Origin of the sequence: Pantoea sp. MT58 (assembly GCF_014495885.1) — a bacterium.
Taxonomy (GTDB): Bacteria; Pseudomonadota; Gammaproteobacteria; order Enterobacterales; family Enterobacteriaceae; genus Pantoea; species Pantoea eucalypti.
In genome coordinates this window covers 3,178,382-3,203,042 of sequence record NZ_CP061083.1, presented here as the reverse complement: position 1 = coordinate 3,203,042, position 24,661 = coordinate 3,178,382, and the positions used below count along the sequence as shown (strand labels likewise).

The window sequence follows — 24,661 nt, the reverse complement described above, 5'->3', positions numbered from 1 at the left end:
TCCCACAGGCGGAGGCCACTTAATCAGAGGCGGTAGCTATGTGCGAATTGCTCGGGATGAGCGCCAATGTTCCCACGGATATCTGTTTCAGCTTTACCGGACTGGTTCAGCGTGGCGGTGGGACCGGGCCTCACAAAGATGGCTGGGGCATTACCTTTTACGAAGATAAAGGCTGCCGTACGTTTAAAGATCCGCTGCCGAGCTTTAACTCACCGATTGCGCGTCTGGTGCAGGAATACCCGATAAAATCACATTCGGTGGTGGCGCATATCCGCCAGGCGAATCGTGGTCAGGTGTCGCTGGAAAACACCCATCCGTTTACCCGTGAGCTGTGGGGCCGTCACTGGACCTATGCGCACAACGGACAGCTCAAGGGGTATCGGCAACTGGAGACCGGCACATTCCGGCCGGTAGGCGAAACGGACAGCGAGAAGGCGTTTTGCTGGATCCTGCATCAGCTGGCGACGCGCTATCCACGCACGCCGGGCAACTGGCCTGCGGTGTTTCGTTTTATCGGGGAGCTGGCTGGCACGCTGCGGCAGAAGGGCGTGTTTAACATGCTGCTGTCAGACGGGCGATATCTGATGGCCTTTTGCTCCACCAACCTCTTCTGGATCACCCGTCGTGCACCCTTTGGCCGGGCGCAGTTACTGGATCAGGATGTGGAGGTTGATTTTCAGCAGCACACCACGCCGCATGACGTGGTGACGGTGATTGCTACGCAGCCACTGACGGCCAATGAAACCTGGCAGCGGATTGCGCCAGGTGAATGGGCGTTATTCTGCCTTGGAGAGCGCCAGGAATGAACGGGAGGCCGCTTCGGGACTGGCTAAAACCGGTGCCGGGCTGCTGTTCATCACATATTTACCGCTGGCGACGTTGACCGTCGGCGGCTGGTGATATTTAGCAAAATAAGCGTATCCGGGCTGGAGCTGCTGCCAGAAACTGGCATCGCTGGAGTAGCGGTGACGCTGCATGTTGCTGTCAGTCATGCGGAACGGATAGATGCTGATGCTGACATCCTGCTGGCCATTACGCAGCGCCGCGTTCACATAAGTAAAAATCTCATCCATATAGGCGTTCGTCATGGCATAGCAGCCAATTGACTTACAGTCGCCATGAATCATCAGGTAGTTGCCGCTGTAGCCCTGATTACGATCGAACTGATTCGGGAAGCCAATGTTGATCGCGCGATAAAAACGGCTATCCGGCTTCAGCTGATTCAGCTTCACGTTGTAAAAACCTTCCGGGCTTTTGAAATCGCCTTCACGGCGTTTCGGGCCGAGGCCGCCAGAAAAGTTACAGATGCGGTAGGTATCCAGCAGGCGATATTCATTACCGATTTTGCCGTAGAGTTCGAGGGTGCGTTCTTCCTTGAAAATCTGGATATAGACCGGGGTGCCCAGTAACTGTTTCTTTAATTCTTTGCTGACCGGAGCCGCTGTCTGGACGGGTTCGGGTGTCATTGCCATGCTGAGGGCTGGCAGTAAAATCATCGCAAACAGGAGTGCGATTTTGCCCATGCTGTGTATACCTTAAGGTGAATAGAACATGACGCAAATTGTGCGTCTCTGTTTGCATTATCGGAACTGTCCGCTATCGCAGCGCAACATTAAACATTGTCTGTTTTTTTAGCAAGACGCTGGCAGCCAGATTCGCGATTTACTGAAGGATATTCGGCCACAAATTTGTAAACTTTAATTGTGGGCGCGGCAAATATTGCAGTTACCCCTGCCAACTGTATACTTATCCAGTGCCGGAGGGGGTATGCGTAAAATCATTCATGTCGATATGGACTGCTTCTATGCCGCGGTGGAGATGCGTGATAATCCCCAGCTGCGCGACATCCCGATCGCGATTGGTGGCAGCCGTGAACGTCGTGGCGTCATCAGCACCGCCAACTATCCGGCCCGCAAATATGGCGTGCGCAGCGCGATGCCAACTGGCATGGCCCTCAAGCTATGCCCGCATCTCCGTTTGTTGCCAGGACGTTTCGATGCCTACAAAGAAGCCTCCGCACAAATTCGCGACATCTTTACCCGCTACACCCCGCTGATTGAACCGCTCTCCCTGGATGAAGCCTATCTGGATGTCACCGACAGCCCGCACTGTCACGGCTCTGCCACACTGATGGCGCAGGCGATCCGCGCCACCATCTACCGTGAAACCGGGCTGACCGCTTCAGCGGGCATCGCGCCGATTAAGTTTCTGGCAAAGATTGCCTCTGACCTGAATAAGCCCGATGGGCAGTTCGTGATTACGCCGCCGGAGATGGCCGGTTTTTTGCTGACGCTGCCGCTGGCGAAGATCCCCGGTGTTGGCAAAGTCTCGGCCAAAAAGCTGGAGGAGATGGGGCTGGTGACCTGCGGTGACGTGCAGAAGGCCGATCTGGCGCTACTGTTAAAGCGCTTTGGTAAGTTTGGCCGGGTGCTGTGGGAGCGCAGCAATGGCATTGATGACCGCAGCGTCATTGTGGAGCGCGAGCGTAAATCGCTGGGGGTGGAACGCACGCTGGCAGAAGATATCAGCGACTGGGATGCCTGCCTGGAGATAATCGATTTTCTCTATGCCGAGCTGGATCGCCGGCTGACGCAGATCCGACCCGACAGGCAGGTGGCGCGTCAGGGCGTTAAACTCAAGTTCAGTGATTTTCAGCAGACGACCCAGGAGCATATCTGGCCGGTACTGAATAAAGAAGACATGATTGCCATCGCCCGGAAAACCTGGGATGAGCGTCGTGCCGGGCGCGGCGTGCGGCTGGTGGGACTGCATGTCACCATGGTCGATCCCCAGCTTGAGCGTCAACTTCTGCTGGGTCTGTAACGGTCAGCCTCACCGTTCGGCAAGGCTGACGCCGGATTACTTCTTATATTTCGCCTCAAGGGTGGCAAACCACGGCGCGACGAAATCCTCATTGCTGCCCCAGCCCGGAATGATCTTGTTCAGCGACGCGACGTTCACCGCACCAGGCTGGCTGCCGAGCTGCTGCTGAGAGATCGATGCCGCTTTAAACTGGTAAGTCGCAGGCGTCTCTTCACCGGCAATCTTCTTCGCCACCAGCCGCATATTCACCGCGCCAATGGTTTTAGGGTCGACCGCCACCGTCTGCACCCACGGGCTGTTCTTCTCACGCATCAGCTGCAAATCCTGATTCGAGACATCAATACTGTAGAGCTTGATCTCGGTCCGGCCATTCTCCTGCAGCGCTTTGTAAGCGCCCTGGCTGAAGGCATCCCAGGCACCCCAGATTGCGTCGATTTTGCCTTTCGGGTATTTCGCCAGAATCGCACCAATTTTGTTGGCGGTGTCGCCCTGTACGTCCGTTGAAACTGCGCCAATCGACTCCAGCTGATGAATGCCCGGATTCTCTTTCAGCAGCTTTTCATACACCACCTGGCGGCGTTCCATCGGCGGGAAACCGGCAACCCACAGCTTGACGATATTCGCCTTGCCGTTGAAATCATGGATAAGCTGACCCAGCGACAGCTGCGCCAGTGAAGCGTCATCCTGCGCGGTGACGGTGACGCCCGGAATCGGACTATCTACCGGCGTATCAAATACTGACAGCTTGATGCCCGCGTCGGCAATGCGCTTCACCAGGCCGCTGGCGTAGGGCGCTTTACCGTGCGACAGCACGATGCCGTCATATTTCTGGCTGATCGCCTGATTCACGAAATCCTGGAAGCGCGCATCGTCGCCGTTGCTCAGGAAGGTGCTGACTTTAAAGCCCAGCTGGCGACCCTGCTGAATGGCACCGGCCACAAACTGGGTGGTGTTGTCATCAGAGCCAAGGTTGCGGATCACCGCAATACGGATCGGGCCATCATGGCTGGCGATAGCCGCAGGCACCGGCGTGACGGTCTCCGCGAAGGCAGCGCTGGCGTTCAGCAGGCTCAGGGCCAGCAGCGAGAGTGTTATTTTTTGCATTGTTATCAACTCCGGTAAACGCGCCTCAGCGGCGCTGGATATAGGTGATCGCCAGTGCTAAAGCCAGCACCAGCCCTTTAATAATGTCCATCGCGTAGTAGGGAACAGAGAGCATCACCAGACCGTTCTGCAGCACGCCCAGAATCACCGCGCCGACCAGCGTGCCCAGCGCATTGGGCTTGCCGGAGCCGGCCAGCGAGAAGCCGATCCATGCCGCCGCGACGGCGTCCATCAGGTAGCCGCTTCCGGCGTTAACCTGCGATGAACCGATACGCGAGGCGAGCAGGATGCCGCCCAGGCCGGCCAGCAGTGAGGCGATTACATAAGCCAGCACCCGATAGCGTGTAGTGCGGATGCCGGAGAGGCGCGCTGCCTCTGGATTGCCGCCCAGCGCGTACATCCGGCGACCATGTTTGGTCAGAGACAGCGCCAGCTGCGCGGCGACGGTCACCACCAGCATGATGATGACAATGGTTGGCACCTGGCCGAGCAGGCCAAATGTCGCCGGAATAGTGCCTTCCGCCATATCACCGCTCGGCAGCACCATGTTTTCAGTGATGGATCCGCCAAAGCTGTAGGTCATCGCCACACCCTGAATCACAAACAGCGTTGCCAGCGTCGCCAGCATGTCGGGGATACGCAGGATCACAATCAGGAAGGCGTTAAACAGACCGACCAGCGTGCAAAGCGCCAGGGTTATCAGGATCGCGGTGGGGGTGCCGAAGCCGTACCAGACAAACAGTGAAATCACTAACGCATTCGCCAGTGAGGCGGTCGAGCCGACCGACAGATCAAAGCCGCCCACGGTCAGTGATATCGACACGCCAATTGCAATCACCGTAACAATGGCAATCGATCGCAGAATATTGATGATGTTATTGGGTTCAAGGAAGCTGTCGGAGGCCAGGCCAAAGGCGGCAATCAGGATTACCACCGTGAGCAACATGCCCCATTTGTAGAGAAAGTCGAACAACTGGTGACGCCATGGCGAGGGTGTCAGGTTCAGGCTGGTTTCTTTGCTGCTCACGCAGGGGTTCCTCCGGTGGAATAGAGCAAAAGCGTCTCTTCAGTGACGTCGCGTGCAGCCAGCTCGGCCACGATGCGTCCATCCCAGAGCACGCAAATCCGGTCGCATAAACCGACCAGTTCAGAAAATTCACCCGACGCGTAAATAATGCCTTTCCCTTCGCGCGCCAGGTTATCGATCAGGGTGAACAGCTCGGTTTTGGCTTTAATGTCCACGCCTTTGGTCGGCTCATCGAAGATCAGCACATCCGCGTTGTTGCGCAGCCATTTGCCAATGGCCACCTTTTGCTGGTTGCCGCCGGAGAGACGTCGCAGTGTCTGTGCCGGACCGGTGGTGCGCACCTGCAACTGCCGTATAACCTGCTCTGCCCAGCGCCACGCCTGGCGATGACCAAACAGGCTCCAGTGCGAAAAGCTGTCGTCGGCGCTGACGCTGAGGTTCATTGCGACGGATTCATCAATAAAGATCCCCTCTTTGCGACGCTCTTCCGGCACCAGCGCCATACGACGACTGACCGAGTCGTGCGGCGAACGGGGCCGCCACGGCTGACCGTGCAGTTCACCGCCACTGACGCGGCTTTTGCTGGCACCAAACAGCGCTTTGCAGAGCTCGGTTTTGCCGGCACCGGCCAGTCCGGCAATCCCCAGAATTTCACCTTTATGCAGCCGCAGCGAGATATCCTGCAGCAGCTGCTCATCGTGCAATCCTTCCACCGCCAGCAGCAGTGGCTGTGCCTGTTGTTCGCGGCGGGCCGGAAAGATATCGGTCAGCTGATGGCCCAGCATCTTCTCCACGATCTGTTCGCCGCTCAGCGCCGCCATCGGGCCGGTTTCGATTAACCGGCCATCACGCAGCACCGTCAGCTGGTCGCAGATCGCTTTGAGTTCATGGATACGGTGAGAGATAAACACCACGCCGATACCGCTTGCTTTAAGACGACGCACCACGGCAAATAGCCGCTCGCTTTCGTGCTGATCCAGCGGGGCAGTGGGTTCGTCGAGAATCAGGAAGCGGCAGTGATGCGACAGCGCCCGCGCCAGCAGTATTTGCTGCTTTTCCGCCAGAGTGCAGCGCTCAACCAGCCGGTTAACGTCCAGCGCCACGTCGAGCTGAGCCAGTAAGGCCCGGGCCTGACGGCGAATCTCGCCCCAGCGATAGCGGTGGCCTGGCTCTGCCAGCCGATCCAGCAGAATGTTTTCCGCCACGCTGAGCTGCGGTACCAGGGCGACATCCACTTCCTGCTGAACCAGATGGATACCCAGCTGTTTCGCGTCACGCGGGGTGCGGATAGAAACCGGCTCCCCATCCAGCAGGATCTCGCCGCTGTAGTGACTGTGCGCGCCGGAAAGGATCGCCATCAGCGTAGACTTGCCCGCGCCGTTAGCGCCGGTCAGCGCATGCACCGAATGGCCCTCACTGCGGAAATCCACCGACGATAGCGCGGAAAAACCGCCAAAAGCGATGGAGATATTACGCATCTCAAGGCAGTTTACCCCTGGCATGTGATGATTCTCCTGAAGAAACACTGGCCGCATTTTTTCCTGAACCTTCAGGCGCGGCAACAGCCGAAAGCGCATAAGCTAGCACGAAATCTTATTAGCCATCCAGACATCTGGACATAATGGCGGCTGTGACCAGAGAAGCGCGGGAACGTGGCGGAATAGCGGGGGAAAGGGTGGAAAAAGCAGCGAATTATGCTGAGAAAAATTCGCTGCTATAAAAACAGGTTAGAGCCGGGTAGAAGGTACTTAAGAGTCAGATGCCAGCTCAGCGTCTATCCCGGAGCCCGCGATGGTAACGGGAGCTGGGAGATGACAAAATGGGAAAAGGAAAATTTTTTACTAAAACAGCACTGAAGCCGCTACTACCTTTATGAATAGCAATGATCTCAGGCGGATGTGAGGCTAACCAAAAAATAGCCAGCCATCGATACCCCTGCAACAGCAAGCAGTAGGCTCGTCTTTTGTAATAATGCTCTTCATTATAGCTTCCGATATTATTAAGACTCCTGGCTATATTGTTCATGACTATTTTAAAGTTGAAGTGATAACTGGCTAATAGCCGATTTAATAGCTGCCCACTATCCTGTCAGGACAGTTAATGACTTTCTAGCTTTGTTATTTTACCGTCATCTTCCAGGCTGTATTCTCCATCATCGACAGTAAATGTAATGCCACTGTTTTTGCTGTAACTGATTATAAAAACCCTGTCCTTTTCAATGCAATTCATGGGGGGCTTCATGTCAGAAAAACAGAGGCGGTCATATTTATCATCTTCTTTGTACCCTTCTCCAAACAACCAGATGCTTACCGTATAATTACCGTAGGAGGCCGGTTTAGGAATGTCATATTGTCGTTTCAGGGCGTCTTTATTTTTTAACCACCAGTTAATTTTTCCACGATCAGTAATCGGAAAATTTTTTACTAAAATGTCACTGAAATTTCCGGTTCCATGAACGTTGACGATTTCAACAGGACGGCGTTCGGCCCATAGAAAGTAACCAGCCAGCATGAAGCCACAAATCGTCAGTAAAATAAGAATTTTCATTCTATTTTTCATTGAGATTACCTATGATTTCTATAGTAGTTTCCATATTCGTCATGAAAGGTTTAAAACCAAACTTATTGTATCTTTGAAGAACAAACCAGATACGGAAAAAATGAAACTGGCTGAATTTTGTTTTTACTATATCAGCACTGTCGAGACCAAAGTGATCCTGTACTTTATAATGCACCGTTGCCCGATAATGGTTATTATCAATATGCAGTGATTTTATGGTGATATGCGCTGCCGAGATATCATGAACGGTAATCCCCATGCCGTTATAATTATCCTGTAACCTGTCAAATTTTGGTAGTCTTCCCCTTAGAATGACTTCCCGTAATTCTTTTTTTGTCAATGGATAGATCCTATTCTTCCAATCCATTTCTTTTTTAAGATGTTTCTCCAGCAATAAGCGAGTGCTGTTTTCACTTTTATCCCTGATAATATGTTCTTTCAAAGCCTGATCCAACGCCATATCACGGAAGGTCTTACCGCTATTGTTCTGCATATGCGTGATCATTTTTTCGATCAGGTGACTGTATGGCCCGCTCAGGGAAAATTTACGGGATAACGATCGAAATTCATCAAATAGCATTTCAGCACACTGCTGGCGGGAAATCGTTCGACCCTGGCCACGCAGATTACAGCAGAACAGGGATTGAGGACGATCCAGTGAGGAACGCAGAGTCAGGGTCCAGGGATCAACCCGATCAGAAATGTAATCCAGCCGGTATTGGGATTTTAATTGTGCCTCAGTCAGATCGCCGCAGCGCATATCATCAGCACTGTAGTCGTCCATCTTTTTCCGGGTGGTAAATATTGTGCAGGGAAACTGTAATGCGCCCATTATGATACATTCCTTGTATTATTGAGTATTTATATTTTCACGGGAAATATAATACTCTGGTAATAAGGGATGCATAAGACTTGTATCACATTACCGTAATAATTTACCGGATTGGTCATGAAATTTATTTCTATATGAGAATCCCGGCAAACCAGATGTAGAGGATAATGCAGTGGACGTAAAGATGTTAAAACGCTATGAATAAAAAAGTGCCGGTCACTTAAGTAACCGGCGTCAGGCCGGAGCCTGGTTGACTTTTTTTGTGACAGAATTACTTTTCTGGCACCACATTCAGCAGGGTGGTCAGCAGTTTCCAGTAAAGACCCACGCTTTCGATGTGAACCTGCTCATCCGGCGAATGCGGCCCGGTGATGGTTGGCCCAATCGAGACCATATCCATGTCCGGATACGGCTTTTTGAACAGACCACACTCCAGACCGGCGTGAATCACCTGAATGTTAGGGGTTTTATCAAACAGCGCGATGTAGGTCTGACGGGTCAGCGCCATGATGGCGGAGTCTGCATCCGGCTGCCAGCCTGGGTAGCCGCCTTTCGCTTTCGTCTGCGCGCCGGCCAGCTGGCCCAGCGAGGTCAGCATCTGCACCACATAATCACGGCCGGTGTCGATCAGCGAACGAATCAGGCAGTTAATCTCTGCGTGATCGGCTTCCATCGTTACTACACCGATATTCAGTGAGGTTTCGACCACGCCTTTCGCCACGTCTGAATTGCGGATCACGCCGTTTGGCGTGCTGTTCAGCAGGTTCAGGAAGCGATCGCGGCTGTCAGTGCTCAGGGCATCGCCCTGATGCGCCAGCGGCTCGGTGACCAGTGCAATGTTCGGCTCTTTGATGCCGTGCTCGTTTTTGATGGCGCTCAGGAACTGCGCTGCCGCTGATTTCAGCGCATCTGCTTTGTGGCTTTCTACCGCGACGGTAGCGAAGGCTTCACGCGGAATTGCATTACGCAGCGTACCGCCGCTGAACGCCAGCAGACGCAGATCCAGTTCAGCCGCGTGGGCCGCCAGGAAACGCGCCAGCAGTTTGTTAGCGTTGCCCAGACCCATATGAATATCGGCACCGGAGTGACCGCCACGCAGCCCTTTCAGCGTCAGCTTCAGAGTCTGGAACTCAGCAGGCACGGCTTCACGGGTCAGCGGCAGGGTGGAGACGAAATCGATACCGCCTGCGCAACCCATATAGATTTCACCTTCCTCTTCAGAGTCGGTGTTGATCAGGATCTCAGCCTGCAGCCAGTTGGGTTGCAGACCGAAAGCGCCATCCATGCCGGTCTCTTCGGTCATGGTCAGCAGCACTTCCAGCGGACCATGCGTCAGGCTGTTATCAGCCAGTACCGCCAGCGCAGAAGCCATGCCGATGCCGTTGTCGGCGCCCAGCGTGGTGCCGCGCGCTTTCACCCACTCGCCATCAATCCACGGCTGAATAGGATCTTTGGTGAAGTCATGAACGGTGTCGTTATTTTTCTGCGGCACCATATCCAGATGCGCCTGCAGCGCGACCGGAGTACGGTTTTCCATGCCTGCAGTGGCGGGCTTACGAATCAGGATGTTGCCGACCTGATCGCGCTCACACCAGAAGCCCTGCTCTTTAGCCCAGCCAGTGATGTAGTTCGCCAGCGCTTCTTCGTGAAAAGAGGGATGGGGAATAGAGCAGATCTTAGCGAAAATATCCCACAGCGGCTGTGGAGAGAGTTGAGACAATTCAGACACGACAGGTCTCCTGTGTCAGTGTACCGGCGAGGCCGGACATCGCGAGTTTCCAGTGAAAAATCGCCGTCAGAGAATCTGACGAGCCAGTCCTGAGAATATCACTGTTTTTTACCGGGTGCGCTCTCAGACGCGCTAAAAAGCCGCAACCGGCGCACGGGTGCTGGTTTTTAGTGCGTCAACTCCTTATAATCTCGCGCAACCTTTTCCCCGTTGCACATTTTTACGCCACCTCGGTTGGCTGGGATTTCTATTTATGAGCGAAAAATACGTCGTTACCTGGGACATGCTTCAGATTCATGCCCGCAAACTGGCCCAGCGTCTGCTCCCTGTTGAACAGTGGACAGGCATTATCGCGGTGAGCCGCGGCGGTCTGGTACCGGCTTCGCTGCTGGCACGTGAACTGGGTATCCGCTACGTTGATACCGTCTGCATCTCCAGCTATGACCACGATCATCAGCGTGAAATGAAAGTCCTGAAGCGCGCAGAAGGCGACGGTGAAGGCTTTATCGTAATCGACGACCTGGTCGATACGGGCGGCACCGCGCAGGCGATTCGCGAAATGTATCCGAAAGCGCGTTTCTGCACCATTTTCGCTAAACCCGCCGGTCGTTCACTGGTTGATGATTACATCGTCGATATTCCGCAGGATACCTGGATCGAGCAGCCGTGGGATATGGGTGTCGTTTATATCCCGCCGATTGTAAAAAACTGATTGATATACATCAGACAACGCCCGGTTTTCCGGGCGTTGTGCATTCTGAGCCTCGCACCCCGAATTGCCGTACAGTACACTTAGCCATCGCCGTTCTGTTGCAGGAGAAGTGAGTATGTCGAGCAAAAATCTCAGCGAGGAGCTATTCAAGCCGCGCTTTAAACATCCTGAAACCTCTTCCCTGGTTCGCCGCCAACATCACGCTACCCCGAATGTCCACTCTGCCCTGGAGGGTGACAGCCAGCGCGGCTGGTATCGCATGCTGAATAAGCTGATGTGGACATGGCGAGGCCTGACGCCGCAGGAGATCAGTGAAGTGCTGGCACGTATTGCCATCAGCAACGCTGAACATACTGATGAGACGCTGCTCGACACCGTGATTGGTTTTCGCGGCGGCAACTGGCATTTCGAATGGTCTAAGCAGGCGGGCATCTGGCAGCAGAAAGCGCTGGAGGCATCCGACGACAGCGAGGCGGGCGACGACTGGCTACATGCGGCCCATCTTTATAGCGTTGCGGCTTATCCCTATATAAAAGGCGATGAACTGGCTGACCAGGCACAGACGCTGGCCAATCGTGCCTATGAAGAGGCGACTCAGCGGTTGCCTGGCGAACTGAAAATCCTGACGTTTGCTATTCCGGGCGGCAGTCCGGTCAGCGGCTTTCTGCATATGCCGCCGGATGTTGAAGCGCCTTATCCCACCGTACTGTTTTGCGGCGCACTCGACTCGTTACAGAGCGATCACTATCGCCTGTTCCATGATTACCTTGCCCCGCGTGGCATTGCTATGCTGACAATTGATGTGCCGTCAGTGGGCAACTCGGTGAAATGGACGCTGAATCAGGACACCAGTTTTCTGCATCAGCAGGTGCTGCGCGATCTAGTCAATGTGCCCTGGGTCGACCATACCCGCGTGGCGGCATTCGGTTATCGCTTTGGCGCTAACGTGGCCGTGCGGCTGGCCTATCTGGAATCGCAGCGGTTGCGTGGGGTCGCCTGTCTGGGCCCGATTGTGCATGCTCTGCTGACCCAGACGGCGTTGCAGGATGCGATCCCGGATATGTATATGGATATGCTGGCGAGCCGGCTGGGTATGGCCACCGCCTCCGACAGTGCGCTGCGCACTGAACTCAACCGCTATTCGCTTAAAACCCAGGGATTACTGGGCCGCCGGACGCCCACGCCGATGCTGTCGGGCTACTGGCAAAACGATCTCTTCAGCCCGGAAGAGGAGAGCAGGCTTATCGCAAACTCTTCCTCAGACGGCAAAGCGTTGCGAATTCCGGTGAAGCCGGTGATGGCCAGTTTTGATAAGGCGCTGAATGAAATTTGTGACTGGCTGGAGAAGCGTTTAAAAAGGTGACTGGCAAAATTTACAGTATTTGCTACAACTAGTAGCGGAATTCTTCCGGGCTGCCGCTAAGTGAAATATGACGTCATCGGGCCCATGCGGTGTAGCGTCGTGCTGGCCGTCCGGAAATCAAGGCTGTATAGCGGTCAAAACCTATGGAGAATCAGCATGACGTTACCAAGTGGTCATCCCCGCAGTCGCCTGCTTAAGCGCTTTACGGAGCTTGGGCCTTATATTCGCGATGGGAAATGTGGCGAAACCCGTTTCTTCTTCGACTGCCTGGCTGCCTGCGTCAATGTGAAACCGGCACCGGAATTGCGAGAGTTCTGGGGCTGGTGGATGGAGCTGGAAGCACAGGCTGACCACTTTACCTATGTCTACCATATCGGTCTGTTCGATAAAGAGGGTGACTGGTCGGTGGCAACCATCAAAGGGAAAGAGAACACGGCGCGCGTGGAAGAGACCTTACGGAATTTCCATACCCGTCTTAAAGCGATGCTGAAAGAGTTCGAGCTGGATCTGATCCCAGCCAGCGATTTTGATGAGAAACCGGTGAAGCTGAGCGCCTGATAGGGTAGTGTAGTGAAATAAAGACGAAAAAAATGGCGAGTTTAAAAACTCGCCATTTTTGTTGAAGTCTGACCCGCTGTTGGATCGAGCCTTCTCAGAGAACACGGTCAGATCGGAAAGACGCAAAAGCCGCCATCCATGGCACGCTCGGCCCGCGCCGTCCTGGCGCGGGACGCTTTCCTCTTCTGACCGTGTTCCCTGCGTGTTGAATTTATGCGTTGCTGCCAGCTCCAAATCTGCCCGGTTTGCGAGCCTGAAATCAGAACTGGTAAGTCACACCCATCGCCACAATGTCGTCGTTGTTAAGCGACAGCGCATTGTCGTCAGGCAGTTGGTTGATTTTGTAATCAACGAAGGCGGACATATTTTTGTTGAAGTAGTAGGTCGCGCCCACATCGATATATTTCACCAGATCCGCATCGCCGATACCGTTTTCGATATCTTTGCCTTTGGTCTGTACATACCCGATAGACGGACGCAGGCCGAAATCAAACTGATACTGCGCCACCAGTTCGATGTTCTGCGCTTTGTTGGCTGCGCCCGCAACCGCTGCGCCGGTGGCACGGTTGGTACCGCTGATTGGCGTCATATTACGGGTATCGGTGTAGATTGCGGCCAGGTAGACACTGTTAGCATCATACTTCACGCCTGCGCCCCAGGAATCCGCACGGTCACCGCCGCCATAAGCGCGCGCCTGTTGCTGGTTGGTGCGGTCAGATGAGGTGATGGCACTCATCAGGCTCACACCAGAATCACCCAGAGCATAGCCGAGAGACGCACCGTAGCCGTCGCCATTCTGACGGTTAATATCAGTACGGGTGTTGGTGCTGGACGCGTCATTTTTGCCCTGGTACTGCAGCGCAAATTTCAGGCCATCGACCAGACCAAAGAAGTTATTGTTACGATAAGTCGCAACACCGGTGGCGCGCTGTGTCATAAAGTTATCAGAGCGGGCTGTACCGTCACCGCCGAATTCCGGGAATACGTCAGTCCAGGCTTCAACGTCATACAGCACACCGTAGTTACGGCCATAATCTACCGAACCGTACTGAGAGAATTTCAGACCAGCAAACCCGAGGCGGGTTTTGTTGCCATTGTTGGCGTCACTGCCTTCGGAGTTGTTAACGTTGTACTGATATTCCCACTGACCATAACCGGTCATCAGGTCGTTAATCTGTGTCTGACCCTTAAAGCCGATACGGGTATAGGACTTGTCTCCATCCTGGCTGGCATTATCGCTGATGTAGTGCTCAGCTTTAACTTTGCCGTACAAATCCAGTTTGTTGCCATCTTTGTTATAGATTTCGGCAGCCTGCGCGGCAGAAGCCAGCGTCAGCGTGGAGAGGAGCATGGCCAGTGTGCTTTTCTTCATTTGCTATCAATCCCAATGTGAACACCGTAAAAAAATGAAAGTTTTTGTAAAACACGGACTTTTTACCCGTCAGTGATGAACTTTTTATGACACTTTTCATGATTTCTTGTTAACCATGAACTTTTGGTCTACCTCCTTGTCCGCGTAATTTCGTGCTTTTCCCCCGCTGGCTGTTGGCTTCCTTATCGACTCCTGTTAAAACGTCCTTTCGTAAAAATTTTTCTCTACGGCAGGAAATATGAGTGGCAGTCAGACCTTAGTGGTCAAGTTGGGTACCAGCGTTCTCACCGGCGGATCTCGCCGGTTGAACAGGGCGCACATGGTGGAACTGGTTCGTCAGTGTGCGCAGCAGCACGCCGCAGGCCACCGCATTGTGATCGTGACTTCTGGCGCAATGGCCGCCGGACGCGAACATCTGGGCTACCCCGAACTGCCACCGACCATCGCCTCAAAGCAGCTGCTGGCTGCGGTGGGGCAGAGTCGTCTGATTCAGCTGTGGGAACAGTTATTTTCTATCTACGGTATTCATATTGGTCAGATGCTGTTGACCCGTGCCGACATGGAAGATCGCGAACGCTTTCTGAACGCCCGCGACACGCTGCGTGCGCTGCTGGATAACCATATTGTGCCGGTGATCAATGAGAACGATGCTGTTGCCACCGCTGAAATCAAAGTGGGCGACAACGACAATCTCTCTGCGCTGGCGGCGATGCTCGGCGGCGCCGACAAGCTGCTGCTCCTGACCGATCAGCAGGGGCTTTTTACCGCCGATCCCCGTAACAATCCTGAGGCTGAGCTGATCAGTGATGTGCATATCATTGATGATGCGTTGCGCGCCCTGGCGGGCGACAGTGTTTCCGGGCTCGGCACTGGCGGCATGTCGACTAAGCTTCAGGCGGCGGATGTTGCCTGTCGTGCCGGTATCGATGTGATCATCGCCTCGGGCAGCCGCAGCGGCGTGATCAGCGATGTGATTGATGGTAAGCCGGTCGGTACGCGCTTCCATGCGCAGCAATCGCCACTGGAAAACCGTAAACGCTGGATTTTCGGTGCGCCACCGGCGGGTGAGATCACCGTCGATGACGGTGCACTGGCAGCCATTATCGAACGTGGCAGTTCGCTGCTGCCGAAAGGGATCCGGGCGATCCAGGGGAATTTCTCTCGCGGTGAAGTGATCCGCATTCGCAGCCTGCAGGGCCGGGATATCGCTCACGGCGTTTCACGCTACAACAGCGACGCGATGCGAATGATCGCCGGTCATCACAGTCAGCAGATCAGCGAGATCCTGGGATATGAATATGGCCCTGTGGCGGTTCACCGCGACGACATGATCGTCAGTTAAGGAGCGGACAATGCTTGAAGAGATGGGAAAAGCGGCGCGTGCCGCAGCGTATACCGTGGCCGATCTGTCAACGGCAGAAAAGAACGATGTTCTGATGACCATTGCTGACCGGTTGGAAGCCGAGAGCGCTGACATTCTGGCGGCTAACGAGCTGGATTTAGCCGATGCGCGTCAGAACGGCATGAGCGCCGCGTTATTAGATCGACTGACGCTTAATCCGCAACGCCTCAGCAGCATCGCCAGCGATGTGCGCCAGGTTTGTCAGCTTGCCGATCCGGTAGGGCAGTTAATCGACGGTGGTCAGCTCGACAGCGGGCTGCGCATTGAACGCCGTCGCGTGCCGCTGGGCGTCGTTGCGGTGATTTATGAGGCGCGCCCTAATGTGACGGTTGACGTCGCCAGTCTGTGCCTGAAAACCGGCAACGCCGCTATTCTGCGTGGCGGCAAAGAGACCTGGCGCACCAATGCGGCCACCGTTCGGGTCATTCAGAACGCGCTGAAGCAGCACGGTTTACCGGTAGCCATTGTCCAGGCGATTGAAAATCCTGACCGCGAGCTGGTGAATCAGCTGCTGAAGCTGGATCGCTACGTCGACATGCTGATCCCGCGCGGCGGAGCCGGGCTGCATAAACTGTGTCGCGAGAACTCCACCATTCCGGTGATTACAGGCGGCATTGGCGTCTGCCATATCTACATTGATGAGACGATGGAGATTGAACCGGCACTTGATGTGATCGTCAACGCCAAGAAACAGCGTCCCAGCGCCTGTAACTCACTGGAAACGCTGCTGGTGGACCAGGCGATGGCCGAACGTTTTCTGCCAGCTTTCAGCGCGCGAATGGCGCAGGAAGGAATCGCGCTGCATGCTGACAGCAACGTGCTGGCACAACTTCAGCATGGCCCCGCCCCGGTGAAACCCGTGAATCCTCAGCAATACAATGACGAGTGGCTGTCGCTGGATCTTAACGTTAAATTGGTGGCGGATATGGATGAGGCGATCGATCACATTCGTACGCACGGCACACAGCACTCAGATGCTATCCTCACCCGTAATACGCGTAATGCCGCGCGTTTTGTTCGTCAGGTCGACTCGTCAGCGGTTTATGTCAACGCCAGCACCCGCTTCACCGATGGGGGTCAATTTGGCCTGGGCGCGGAAGTGGCGGTCAGTACACAGAAATTGCATGCCCGTGGCCCCATGGGGTTAGAGGCGCTGACCACCTATAAATGGATAGCGTGGGGAGACGATACGCTCCGCCCATAACGACGATAATTTTTAACAAAGCGGGAGTCTTTCAAAGGCTCCCGTTTTTTTTATCCCGATTTTTCGGACCAGTGAAAGATAGGATTTTCTGCGCATCAGATCATTTTCTGTTCTGTTCTCGTCATCCCTGGCAATTATGCTGCCTGATATTCACGCAATTTCTTACGGAACATTCCTGAAAGCCGGGGCTGCAAGCGGCCTGAGGCAATATTTTTTGTTTAGCCGCAGGCTGAAGCGGATAATGATAGTTAGCAATGCTTGATAAAGCGGTTAGGTAGTAAACGAGCGGTAATATAAAATGAACTGGTAGCAATAACGAAAATAACATCCAGTATCTCTTCTATGGCTGATTATTAACTAATGGTTAAAAAAGAAAGTACAAGACAAGCTTTCACCGCCAGGCTGATAGCGGCCTGTGAGAGTGCCGGCATTGTCGGACATGGACGAAACAAACAGGTTGCCAGAGCTCTGCAGCAGCAAGGCTGTAAAATTTCAACGCCAGGCGTGTGGAAGTGGTTTAACGCGCAGTCAGTGCCTGATGGCGGCAATTTACTGGCACTCAGTCAATTGCTGGGCGTCAGGGTAGAGTGGCTCCAGTACGGCATGGAGCAATCCACTGAACCTGTAGCGATGAGTACACTCACTGGCCAAAAGAGTGTGTTTCGTATTGATAGCCTCGACATTGGTCAGCGCAGTGCTGCGGGCCTGCCCGCGCGCGATGAGTTTGTCGAGACTATCCAGGCGATTGAATATGGTCTGGATGAGGCACGGGTTCTGTTCAACGGCCGTCCGGCGGAAAACATTCGGTTGATCGCTATCAACAGTGATTCTATGGCTGACACCTTTGCACCGCGCGATCAGCTGTTTGTGGATATCAGCGTGCGGATGTTTGACGGCGATGGTATCTATATTTTTACCCTCGACGAGCAGCTCTACCTCAAACGCCTGCAGCTGCAGCATAAAAAAATTGCAGTGATATCAGATAATAAACGCTATGAAACGTGGTATCTCAATCGTGATGAGGTCACCAGCCTGAAGGTGCTCGCAAAAGTGATTATGAGCCAGGCGCGACACTATCAAATTCTCGGCTAAAGCCGTTTCTGCCGCTTTTCTCCGGAGAGCTGCAAAAAAATAATCGGCATAAATTCATAAATTTAACCAGCGGTAAATAAAAAATTAACCAACAGTGTTTGATAAAGCATAAGAACCTGTTAATAATTTGGACATGGATGAACGAAGACGTTCTTTTCAGGGATGACCCGCTCTTAAACAATTCAGGCGCTGCACAAGCGCGAATCATACCACCCAAAAGTCAGTGAACTTTGGGATGGGGTGGATGCGCAAATGCAGCGTCGTCAGATGCCGTTTATTTCCCCTCGCTTACTTTCCACCTGGCTGCTTACGCAGCCGGGCGGTGAGCGTGCGACCGCGATATACGACATTCGGGTCCCTTCGGTTTCCCGAAAGCTCGCGCCTGCCACCCCATCGCCAAATACTCATTCACAGGAGGAGTTATGGCGATTATTCACTATGGCAAAAGCGTTTTCACTGGCAACGCACGTACGCGTCGCCATCGGCGGCGCCAGCCTCTCAGCAGCCTGCAACAGAGCATCGATCAGGCACTGAACTTTCCAGCTGAACCACCAACCCTGAGGCGCGCAGAGCAAATCTGCCAGCGTCAGGTCGCCCCGCGCGTTGATCGCGCAATCACAACACCCCGCGTGGCCAGTCAGGAAACACCCAGTTTCGACAATTGCTGTCTTCCGCATGTTCATCTCTACGCCGTGAGCTGAAGCACGAAGCGCGCGCCGTTTTTCGTTCCGGCTAAGGCTTTGTTATCTCCAGCTCTCATTGGGCGCAATCTGCTGAATTACTGTTTAGTTTTGCTGCAGCTTCAGCAAGGCATTTTGCTGTGCCGGGCTTGTTAATGATCAGCGGGCGTTATGTATTTATTTTCACAAGGCTGAAGGCCTTAATTCGTCATTGAGGAGTCCGTATGAGCCAGATCATCGCAGTACTGAATTTTGAAGAGGGATATGTCGACACACCTTATCTCGACACGCTGGGTTTCCCCACGGTGGCGGGCGGCATACGCATTGGGCCAAAAGGGGCGTCGCTCAGTAATTACACTTTCCGCGTGCCACGGCGCGTCGGTGATGTCTGGAAGCAGTGCATTCTGGAAAACAAAGTTCAGGAGATGCAGGGCAGGGAGCTGCTGCGCGATGCGCTGACAAAGTGCAATGACGCTCGTACCGATGTGTTGCTGAGCATGACGTATCAACTGGGCGTGGAGGGCGTCCTGCAGTTCAAAAACATGCTCACCTCCATCATCGCTGAACAGTTTAGTGATGCGGCTGACGCGATGATGAACAGCCTCTGGGCGCGTCAGACGCCGGGCCGGGCCCGGCGTCATGCGGAGATGATGCGCACCGGCACCTATGCGATTTACAGGGGGCTGCTATGAGATGGCTCATGTTTCTCATTGCCGTGCTGACGGCAATCATCATTCTGCTGCTGCTGCAGCGCTTTACCACCCTGCAGTTTGTCTCTCATGCCCGCCTGCTCTTCAAAACCTGGTCTGTCTGGCTTGCGTCGTTGGGTTCCATGCTCAGCGCCTGGGCGCAGTCATTTCCCTCTGCCGCCGTTGATGCCTGGAACGTGCTGCCGGAGGACGTGAAATCGATTCTGCCCCACAACTACCTGGGGCTGGTAGGCGCATTCATGGTGGCGATGGGAGTAATTGCCCAGTTTGTTCGTCAGAAAAACCTGCTCACCGCGAAGGAGCAGGCGGGAGGAGCGAAACCATGACTCTCATTACCACCTTACTGGGCGGCAGCTGGCACTGGCTGGCCGCACTCGCTGGCGTGATTGCGGCGCTGGGCGCCAGTTATTTCGGCGGCAAAAAAATCGGCAAAGTGCAGCAAAAAGCACGTTCTGACGTCGATAACGCGCAACAGGAGGCGTCCCGCGTTAGCGCGGTGGCGCAACAGCAACAATACAACCGCGAGGAGGCTAACCGTGTGGCGACCGACAACCATAGCCTTGATGACGCTGCTGCTCGTGACAAGCTGCAGCAGTCGAAATACCACAAACCCTGAGCCGGTAGCGATTACCGACTCTGCCTGCGTACTTTTTTCCCCTCTTTATACCTACGGCGATGACGCGCAAAAAATGGACGTTCGTACGGTGCGCGCCATCAACACCCACAACGACATGTGGGACTCCCTTTGCGGCCATCCGGCTGCGGCTAAGTAGTGCGCTGATTTCAGCGCGATATCTCTGTGATCCTGAGGAGGATTCTATGATCGAAGTTAACTCTTTTGCTGAACTGCGTACCACTGTTCCACCAAAATCAGGTGAAGTCGCCAGCCTTAAACGCTATTACGATAAGGACTCCAGCTTCCGGGGTGGCGCAGACTTTGTCGGTTTCCTGAGTACGACACCGCTAAAAGATGATGGCGGTACGGTGGCGATAGGCAACGGTTTCTACTGGAAACGCACCATCAACGATCCTACGGAAGTGAACATTCTGCACTTCGGTGCGAAAGGGGATGGCGTCACCGATGATACTGATGCTTTCAAGCGGATGCTGGCATGGACCCAGACCTACAACACCTACGTGAAAGCGATGCCGGTGCGATTTCCGGGTGGCCGCTTCCTGATTTCACCCATCGATCTCACCGATACGGAGTTGCCGTTCTTTGGTATCAGCGGTGATGATACCGAACTCGGATCGTCACCCCGCACCACCATTGTCTCTGACAAAAGCGCGAATACGGTATTCAAGGTGAATGCGCGCAAAATCGTCATTAAAGGCATTTGCTGGCACGGACAGGCTAACGCCGGAACTGTCGACACCTCTCTCAAAGTCACCGTCACGCCTGAACAGTGCAGCAACGTTCAGCCATTCTTTGAAAATACGATTGTTGGAGGCCAGATCGTCAATATCTTCTGCTTCAAGGCTCAAAGCACCGGGGGAACTGTCTTTAAACTGCAGGATACGCTCGACAGTAAATTCGATCAGATCTACAGCTCCAGTACCTATTCCCGTGTGTTTGATGTCGGCTGGTCAAATACACCAAAGGGAAACTGGGACCACTCAACAGCGATTGAGCTGTGTAATGCTAACTTCCAGTCGGGCTATGGGGACGCCACGCTCTACATGCCGCGCGTCACACAGGGAGTCATGCGCAACGTCTGGATTGAGCACACGACTAACCCGGGTGATCTGTCGGACGGGGGCTGGAACATCGAAACGCTTAACATTGAAGATTGCGCCACGCCGCTCAATCTCAACAATGCCCGCGTGGTGATGCGTCATATCAACCTGCAGGCGGGGGCGAAAATCACCAATGATATAGCCGGAAACAAATGGCTATCGACTTTTGAATATGGCTACCGTCGGGATGAGAACTACGGCACGTTCATGACCGGTTCACTGCGTGCCGGCTATTACAGTGGCTATAAAGTGGTGAACAACACCGCTACCGATAACTGGTATCGGCTGGGGCAGCTCTATTTCCCGGCGCCTAACCAGCAATGGGTGATGGAGCTGATCGGTAAAGCGGATGCCACCACGCCGTCCGGCACCGCCGGTTCACCGGTAAATATGCCGGCCACAGGTAAAACCCTGATCAACCTGCAGCGACTGGAGACGGTCTGGGCCGATGCTTACCATATGGGACAACCTTCTGTGCTGGACATTCGTTATGGCCGGGTAGGGACCACCTATGCCGTAATCTGGGTCAAGCTGAAAGCCAATAGCGGCGAGACCATGTTCAATCTGAAGACCACGGGTCCCACCCGGTTTGATACCGGTTCCTGCTCGCTGTTCCAGTCAGATATGACGATGGTTGATGACATCACCAAAATCAGCAACCTGAAACCCGCTGCACGTTTCGGCATGCACAATGGGCTGGCGGGTATCGGTGCCAACGAGAAAGGGGTGGTGACGCTGGCGACTGCGGCGGGTACACCGACTAACAAGACCGCGCCGACCGGTTTTGTGCTGATCAATATCAACGGCGTGGATCGTAAGGTTCCTTACTACGATTGATGATCGGCATATTTTGGGCGAGGTGTGAGCCTCGCCCTTTTTTTGCTCTGTGGGTATCTCCACTTCTCTTTATGTCGGCAGGAACGCATCGCTGCAGAGCCCTGCCAGGCTGCTTCCCTGAGAGAGTCTCGCGCTTTCATGTTCTCCAGTCGACGGATTACGATTAATTTGAATTAGGAGTTGCGTCACTGTGAGAAGTGTGGCCTAATGAATCGTCGGTTTGATTAACAGACACTATCAAAGTAAGTAACCAAAGCAGTTCTCATCTCTAAGTTTGTCGCGAGACATCCCTTCTTTTTGAGTCTTCTCTTACGTTCTGATTAAAATCTGTTCTCAGGCCATTATGCCGGAAGGCTCGATATATTAAGGATTTAAGCATGTCTAACAAAATTCGCGGTACCGTTAAATGGTTTAACGCAGAGAAAGGCTTCGGTTTCATTTCTCCTGCAGACGGCAGCAAAGATGTATTCGTACATTTCTCTGCAATCCAGGGCACCGATTTCCGTTCATTAGATGAAGGTCAGCAAGTTGAATTCACAGTAGAAAATGGCGCCAAAGGCCCAGCTGCTGCGAACGTTGTTGGTCTCTAAGGACTGAAAATTACTTTTAAGTGTCCTCACTGTAATGGCTCACAGTTTCGTACATCACATTTTGATGTTACAAGAGCCAATCCGCATGGAGCGAAATGCATTTTCTGCAAATCTGTCGTCGTTCAGGTGAACATGGCAAGGATTGCAACTCAGAGCCAGCTTCGCGCGCTCTGATAAAGGCTAGTGAGCTTTATAGCGTTGTTGCATTTATAGTAATAAAAGGTCGCCTCTGGCGGCCTTTTTTGTGTCCGCTATTCCTGTCCTCAAACCTCAAACCTCAAACCTCAAACCTCAAACCTCAAACCTCAAACCTCAAACCTCAAACCTCAAACCTCAAACCTTAAACCCTTCCTGCACGCGTCGGGTGACGTCAGCTTTCTTTGTCTCGGAAACAGTGTTAACCGCCTGAAATCTATCCGCTCTCCATCATCGCGTAAAAAAAGACCCGCCGGGGCGGGCCGTTAAGAAGGATTAACGCAGTACGGGTTGCACAGAAAGCTTGCCAGTATTGAACACGCTCATCGCCTGTGCCATGCGCTCGGCCTGATCCTGCAGTGCCTGAGAGGCGGCTGATGCTTCCTGTACCAGCGCGGCGTTCTGCTGCGTTACCGCTTCCATCTGAGTAATTGCCTGATTGATTTCATGGATGCCGCTGCTCTGTTCGCTGCTGGCGATCGTGATTTCGCTCATAATGTTTGCCACGCTCTGCACGCTGTTCACCACTTCACCGATGGTTGAACCTGCATGCGTCACCAGTTTGCTGCCTTCATCGACTTTAGCGACAGAATCTTCAATCAGCACCTTAATCTCTTTGGCTGCGGAAGCTGAGCGCTGTGCCAGATTACGCACTTCACTTGCCACGACGGCAAAGCCACGACCCTGTTCACCCGCGCGCGCGGCTTCTACGGCGGCGTTAAGGGACAGGATATTGGTCTGAAAGGCAATCGAGTCGATAACGCTGATAATATCGACAATTTTGCGTGAGGAGAGGGCGATGGCTTCCATCTTCTCGATGACCTGCTCCATGACCACGCCACCTTCACGTGCCACGCTTGAGGTGGTGGAAACCAGGTGATTAGCTTCACGCGCGTTGTCGGCATTGTGTTTCACCGTCGACGTCATCTGCTCCATCGCAGAGGCGGTCTCTTCCAGGGAGCTGGCCTGCTGCTCAGTTCGGGTTGAGAGATCAAGGTTGCCGCTGGAAATCTGCGTTGATGCAACCGCGATAGTGTCGGAGCCGGTACGCACTTCCGTCACAATTGACAGCAGGTTATCGTTCATCCGCTGCAATGCCTGCATCAGAACACCTGTTTCATCGCGTGAGGTCACCTGCATCTGGGTACTCAGATCGCCGGCCGCCACACGTTCAGCGACATCAACAGCTGCAACCAGTGGACGCACGATTGAACGGGTCAGGAAGTAGCCCAGCATGATAGAAGCAAGAATGGCCAGTGCGGAGAAAATCAGCGTGATGGAGATAGCAGACTGGCCATTTTCCACAATACCCTGACCTTCAGTCCGCAGCTGTGCATCCTGAGAGTTGGCAAAATCCACGGCATCCTGCAGGAATTTATTCTGGGTAGCCGTCATTGATTTCAACACATAGATGCTTGCTGCATCAAAGTTGCCCGCTTTTACCAGGGTAATTAATTCGGCTTTGACCTTTTCAAATGCCTGAGAAGAGGCCAGCAGACCGGCGATCTTTTTCTTACCGATTGGCGTGACCTGAATGTCTTCAATCCTTTTCATGGCGCGGTTGGTACGTTGCGTGGCTTCATCCAGCTGACCATAACGTTTCACATTATTTTCCGGATGTGTCGTGTCGATCACCATGCCGCGCAGGTATTTGATCTGATCGTTGACGCCATCGCGCACATCAAATGCCAGTCGTACTTTCACATAGCGATCATCAACGATCGACGAGATCGCCGTATTGATATTGTTAATTCTGGTAATAGATGTCACACCAATCACTATCAGTAACGTCACAATAATGCCGAAGGCTGCTGCAAGCCGCATTCCGACCTTCATATTCCTGATGCTGAACATGTTCTTTTCCCCGTTATTGTATTAATCAATTTATTAGCAACACTCAGATTCCCTGCTGTTGTACGCAAAGCCTTGCTGAAGTCTGTGGTCACAGCCGCAGGCAAAATGTGATCTCGCGCATACAGTTATCGGAGTGCGGAGTTGTATCTTTAATAATTTTTAAGTAATCATGCAGCGTGAATAAATAATCAGTGAAAAGCATCAGAAAAGGTTAACAAACGAGCGGAGGCGGAATTCAGGCAAAAAAAGGGCTGTCAGCAGTGGTGCTGACAGCCCGATCC

General features: G+C 53.6%; 24 protein-coding genes. 15 read left to right on the top strand and 9 right to left on the bottom strand.

Translation table 11 applies throughout. From position 1 onward, the window contains the following. Positions 1 to 38 precede the first annotated feature (38 nt). Positions 39 to 806, top strand: coding sequence for a class II glutamine amidotransferase (locus tag IAI47_RS15185; protein WP_003851154.1), 768 nt, complete (start codon positions 39 to 41; stop codon positions 804 to 806). Here the strand turns inward: IAI47_RS15185 and dpaA are convergent. After that, positions 777 to 1,523: a peptidoglycan meso-diaminopimelic acid protein amidase gene (gene dpaA, locus IAI47_RS15180; protein ID WP_008924835.1), complete on the bottom strand. Its 747-nt coding sequence runs from the start codon at positions 1,521 to 1,523 to the stop codon at positions 777 to 779. The two genes, IAI47_RS15185 and dpaA, sit on opposite strands and share 30 nt — an antisense overlap. A gap of 244 nt (positions 1,524 to 1,767) precedes the next feature. Here dpaA and dinB point away from each other — a divergent pair, with 244 nt between their 5' ends. Continuing rightward, entirely contained in the window at positions 1,768 to 2,823 is a 1,056-nt protein-coding gene (dinB, locus tag IAI47_RS15175) for a DNA polymerase IV (RefSeq protein ID WP_008924836.1), read from the top strand. A 36-nt stretch (positions 2,824 to 2,859) separates the two neighbouring features. Here dinB and IAI47_RS15170 read toward each other — a convergent pair whose 3' ends face one another. The 6 genes from IAI47_RS15170 to pepD form a co-directional block, all read right to left on the bottom strand. Next, entirely contained in the window at positions 2,860 to 3,927 is a 1,068-nt protein-coding gene (locus tag IAI47_RS15170; RefSeq protein WP_008924837.1) for a sugar ABC transporter substrate-binding protein, read from the bottom strand. A 25-nt stretch (positions 3,928 to 3,952) separates the two neighbouring features. Next, positions 3,953 to 4,954: an ABC transporter permease gene (locus IAI47_RS15165; protein WP_008924838.1), complete on the bottom strand. Its 1,002-nt coding sequence runs from the start codon at positions 4,952 to 4,954 to the stop codon at positions 3,953 to 3,955. Further along, entirely contained in the window at positions 4,951 to 6,456 is a 1,506-nt protein-coding gene (locus tag IAI47_RS15160; protein ID WP_008924839.1) for a sugar ABC transporter ATP-binding protein, read from the bottom strand. Before IAI47_RS15160 ends, IAI47_RS15165 begins: the two co-directional genes overlap by 4 nt. Before the next feature lie 595 nt (positions 6,457 to 7,051). Beyond that, entirely contained in the window at positions 7,052 to 7,501 is a 450-nt protein-coding gene (locus tag IAI47_RS15155; RefSeq protein WP_003851165.1) for a DUF943 family protein, read from the bottom strand. A gap of 1 nt (position 7,502) precedes the next feature. Next, positions 7,503 to 8,345: a YPO3983 family protein gene (locus IAI47_RS15150; protein WP_008924841.1), complete on the bottom strand. Its 843-nt coding sequence runs from the start codon at positions 8,343 to 8,345 to the stop codon at positions 7,503 to 7,505. A 271-nt stretch (positions 8,346 to 8,616) separates the two neighbouring features. Continuing rightward, positions 8,617 to 10,074 (bottom strand): beta-Ala-His dipeptidase, encoded by a 1,458-nt coding sequence (gene pepD, locus IAI47_RS15145; protein ID WP_003851169.1) that lies wholly within the window; start codon positions 10,072 to 10,074, stop codon positions 8,617 to 8,619. A 253-nt stretch (positions 10,075 to 10,327) separates the two neighbouring features. On the opposite strand from pepD, the gene gpt reads away from it, so the two are divergent. The 3 genes from gpt to crl all read left to right on the top strand — a co-directional run bounded on the left by gpt (position 10,328) and on the right by crl (position 12,707). Next, positions 10,328 to 10,786, top strand: a complete 459-nt coding sequence (gene gpt, locus IAI47_RS15140) for a xanthine phosphoribosyltransferase (RefSeq protein WP_003851171.1) — start codon at positions 10,328 to 10,330, stop codon at positions 10,784 to 10,786. A 115-nt stretch (positions 10,787 to 10,901) separates the two neighbouring features. Beyond that, on the top strand, positions 10,902 to 12,149 hold the full coding sequence (gene frsA / locus IAI47_RS15135) for an esterase FrsA (protein WP_008924842.1): 1,248 nt from the start codon (positions 10,902 to 10,904) through the stop codon (positions 12,147 to 12,149). Between the two features lie 156 nt (positions 12,150 to 12,305). Continuing rightward, positions 12,306 to 12,707, top strand: coding sequence for a sigma factor-binding protein Crl (gene crl / locus IAI47_RS15130; RefSeq protein WP_003851176.1), 402 nt, complete (start codon positions 12,306 to 12,308; stop codon positions 12,705 to 12,707). 259 nt (positions 12,708 to 12,966) lie between these two features. Here crl and ompC read toward each other — a convergent pair whose 3' ends face one another. Continuing rightward, positions 12,967 to 14,079 carry a porin OmpC gene (ompC, locus tag IAI47_RS15125; protein ID WP_008924843.1) on the bottom strand — a complete coding sequence of 371 codons (1,113 nt, stop codon included), beginning with the start codon at positions 14,077 to 14,079 and terminating at the stop codon, positions 12,967 to 12,969. Between the two features lie 238 nt (positions 14,080 to 14,317). On the opposite strand from ompC, the gene proB reads away from it, so the two are divergent. The 10 genes from proB to IAI47_RS22080 all read left to right on the top strand — a co-directional run bounded on the left by proB (position 14,318) and on the right by IAI47_RS22080 (position 22,505). Continuing rightward, the gene (proB, locus tag IAI47_RS15120; RefSeq protein ID WP_008924844.1) at positions 14,318 to 15,421 is read left to right on the top strand and encodes a glutamate 5-kinase; all 1,104 of its coding nucleotides are present in this window, start codon (positions 14,318 to 14,320) and stop codon (positions 15,419 to 15,421) included. Positions 15,422 to 15,431: 10 nt separating this feature from the next. After that, positions 15,432 to 16,685, top strand: a complete 1,254-nt coding sequence (proA, locus tag IAI47_RS15115; RefSeq protein ID WP_008924845.1) for a glutamate-5-semialdehyde dehydrogenase — start codon at positions 15,432 to 15,434, stop codon at positions 16,683 to 16,685. A 360-nt stretch (positions 16,686 to 17,045) separates the two neighbouring features. Then, the gene (locus IAI47_RS15110; protein ID WP_008924846.1) at positions 17,046 to 17,777 is read left to right on the top strand and encodes a S24 family peptidase; all 732 of its coding nucleotides are present in this window, start codon (positions 17,046 to 17,048) and stop codon (positions 17,775 to 17,777) included. Between the two features lie 422 nt (positions 17,778 to 18,199). Beyond that, the gene (locus IAI47_RS15105) at positions 18,200 to 18,478 is read left to right on the top strand and encodes a hypothetical protein (protein WP_008924847.1); all 279 of its coding nucleotides are present in this window, start codon (positions 18,200 to 18,202) and stop codon (positions 18,476 to 18,478) included. 203 nt (positions 18,479 to 18,681) lie between these two features. Further along, entirely contained in the window at positions 18,682 to 19,149 is a 468-nt protein-coding gene (locus IAI47_RS15100; RefSeq protein WP_003854415.1) for a glycoside hydrolase family protein, read from the top strand. Next, positions 19,146 to 19,493 (top strand): hypothetical protein, encoded by a 348-nt coding sequence (locus IAI47_RS15095; RefSeq protein ID WP_008924848.1) that lies wholly within the window; start codon positions 19,146 to 19,148, stop codon positions 19,491 to 19,493. The genes IAI47_RS15100 and IAI47_RS15095 overlap by 4 nt, the downstream gene beginning before the upstream one ends. Beyond that, positions 19,490 to 19,783 carry a hypothetical protein gene (locus IAI47_RS15090; protein ID WP_008924849.1) on the top strand — a complete coding sequence of 98 codons (294 nt, stop codon included), beginning with the start codon at positions 19,490 to 19,492 and terminating at the stop codon, positions 19,781 to 19,783. The genes IAI47_RS15095 and IAI47_RS15090 overlap by 4 nt, the downstream gene beginning before the upstream one ends. A 203-nt stretch (positions 19,784 to 19,986) precedes the next feature. Next, on the top strand, positions 19,987 to 21,741 hold the full coding sequence (locus IAI47_RS15085; protein WP_003854410.1) for a glycosyl hydrolase family 28-related protein: 1,755 nt from the start codon (positions 19,987 to 19,989) through the stop codon (positions 21,739 to 21,741). A gap of 377 nt (positions 21,742 to 22,118) precedes the next feature. Then, entirely contained in the window at positions 22,119 to 22,331 is a 213-nt protein-coding gene (gene cspA / locus IAI47_RS15080; RefSeq protein WP_003854408.1) for an RNA chaperone/antiterminator CspA, read from the top strand. A gap of 3 nt (positions 22,332 to 22,334) precedes the next feature. Continuing rightward, positions 22,335 to 22,505: a cold-shock protein gene (locus IAI47_RS22080; protein ID WP_085980553.1), complete on the top strand. Its 171-nt coding sequence runs from the start codon at positions 22,335 to 22,337 to the stop codon at positions 22,503 to 22,505. Positions 22,506 to 22,802: 297 nt separating this feature from the next. Here the strand turns inward: IAI47_RS22080 and IAI47_RS15075 are convergent, their stop codons facing one another. Next, a complete protein-coding gene (locus IAI47_RS15075) occupies positions 22,803 to 24,380 on the bottom strand; it encodes a methyl-accepting chemotaxis protein (RefSeq protein ID WP_008924850.1) in 1,578 nt (525 codons plus the stop codon). Positions 24,381 to 24,661: the final 281 nt, after the last annotated feature.

Excerpts from the sequence above, each read along its gene's own strand:
- IAI47_RS15185 (WP_003851154.1), top strand. The coding sequence starts at position 39 with ATGTGCGAATTGCTCGGGATGAGCGCCAATGTTCCCACGGATATCTGT.
- dpaA (WP_008924835.1), bottom strand. The coding sequence starts at position 1,523 with ATGGGCAAAATCGCACTCCTGTTTGCGATGATTTTACTGCCAGCCCTC.
- dinB (WP_008924836.1), top strand. The coding sequence starts at position 1,768 with ATGCGTAAAATCATTCATGTCGATATGGACTGCTTCTATGCCGCGGTG.
- IAI47_RS15170 (WP_008924837.1), bottom strand. The coding sequence starts at position 3,927 with ATGCAAAAAATAACACTCTCGCTGCTGGCCCTGAGCCTGCTGAACGCC.
- IAI47_RS15160 (WP_008924839.1), bottom strand. The coding sequence starts at position 6,456 with ATGCCAGGGGTAAACTGCCTTGAGATGCGTAATATCTCCATCGCTTTT.
- IAI47_RS15155 (WP_003851165.1), bottom strand. The coding sequence starts at position 7,501 with ATGAAAATTCTTATTTTACTGACGATTTGTGGCTTCATGCTGGCTGGT.
- IAI47_RS15150 (WP_008924841.1), bottom strand. The coding sequence starts at position 8,345 with ATGGGCGCATTACAGTTTCCCTGCACAATATTTACCACCCGGAAAAAG.
- gpt (WP_003851171.1), top strand. The coding sequence starts at position 10,328 with ATGAGCGAAAAATACGTCGTTACCTGGGACATGCTTCAGATTCATGCC.
- frsA (WP_008924842.1), top strand. The coding sequence starts at position 10,902 with ATGTCGAGCAAAAATCTCAGCGAGGAGCTATTCAAGCCGCGCTTTAAA.
- crl (WP_003851176.1), top strand. The coding sequence starts at position 12,306 with ATGACGTTACCAAGTGGTCATCCCCGCAGTCGCCTGCTTAAGCGCTTT.
- ompC (WP_008924843.1), bottom strand. The coding sequence starts at position 14,079 with ATGAAGAAAAGCACACTGGCCATGCTCCTCTCCACGCTGACGCTGGCT.
- proB (WP_008924844.1), top strand. The coding sequence starts at position 14,318 with ATGAGTGGCAGTCAGACCTTAGTGGTCAAGTTGGGTACCAGCGTTCTC.
- proA (WP_008924845.1), top strand. The coding sequence starts at position 15,432 with ATGCTTGAAGAGATGGGAAAAGCGGCGCGTGCCGCAGCGTATACCGTG.
- IAI47_RS15110 (WP_008924846.1), top strand. The coding sequence starts at position 17,046 with ATGGTTAAAAAAGAAAGTACAAGACAAGCTTTCACCGCCAGGCTGATA.
- IAI47_RS15105 (WP_008924847.1), top strand. The coding sequence starts at position 18,200 with ATGGCGATTATTCACTATGGCAAAAGCGTTTTCACTGGCAACGCACGT.
- IAI47_RS15100 (WP_003854415.1), top strand. The coding sequence starts at position 18,682 with ATGAGCCAGATCATCGCAGTACTGAATTTTGAAGAGGGATATGTCGAC.
- IAI47_RS15095 (WP_008924848.1), top strand. The coding sequence starts at position 19,146 with ATGAGATGGCTCATGTTTCTCATTGCCGTGCTGACGGCAATCATCATT.
- IAI47_RS15090 (WP_008924849.1), top strand. The coding sequence starts at position 19,490 with ATGACTCTCATTACCACCTTACTGGGCGGCAGCTGGCACTGGCTGGCC.
- IAI47_RS15085 (WP_003854410.1), top strand. The coding sequence starts at position 19,987 with ATGATCGAAGTTAACTCTTTTGCTGAACTGCGTACCACTGTTCCACCA.
- cspA (WP_003854408.1), top strand. The coding sequence starts at position 22,119 with ATGTCTAACAAAATTCGCGGTACCGTTAAATGGTTTAACGCAGAGAAA.
- IAI47_RS15075 (WP_008924850.1), bottom strand. The coding sequence starts at position 24,380 with ATGTTCAGCATCAGGAATATGAAGGTCGGAATGCGGCTTGCAGCAGCC.